We start from the raw sequence: 278 nt of genomic DNA, 5'->3' as shown, positions 1-278 counted from the left end.
AATTTACCCAGTTTGGCTTGCCAATAAGCGCCTGCTGCAATGGGAGCAAGACCAATGGCTGGTGATAACATGACCATACCGGCAAAGCTTGTAGGCTTATCTAAACTGATATTCTCAAGTTCATGGTTTAATGCTAAAGCAGCTCCTGTCGAAAACCCGACCACATAAATCGGTTTACCGGGTAATTGGGCAGACAAGCGGGCAACAGCAAGTGATACCGCCCCAGCAAGATCAGGCCAAGTAATGTCGGTTAATCCTGACGGAATGGTACCGTGTCC

1 protein-coding gene is annotated in these 278 nt (G+C 48.2%); it reads right to left on the bottom strand.

What is annotated here, in order from left to right; translation table 11 throughout:
• Positions 1–278, bottom strand: a 278-nt coding sequence (locus AAEY88_RS13260; protein WP_350563142.1) for an alpha/beta fold hydrolase, incomplete at both ends; no start/stop codon positions are given.

Origin of the sequence: Psychrobacter sp. CAL346-MNA-CIBAN-0220, assembly GCF_040309805.1 — a bacterium.
Classification (GTDB): Bacteria; Pseudomonadota; Gammaproteobacteria; order Pseudomonadales; family Moraxellaceae; genus Psychrobacter.
The sequence above is the reverse complement of the archived record's forward strand: the minus strand, read 5'-3'. Positions and strand labels throughout refer to the sequence as shown.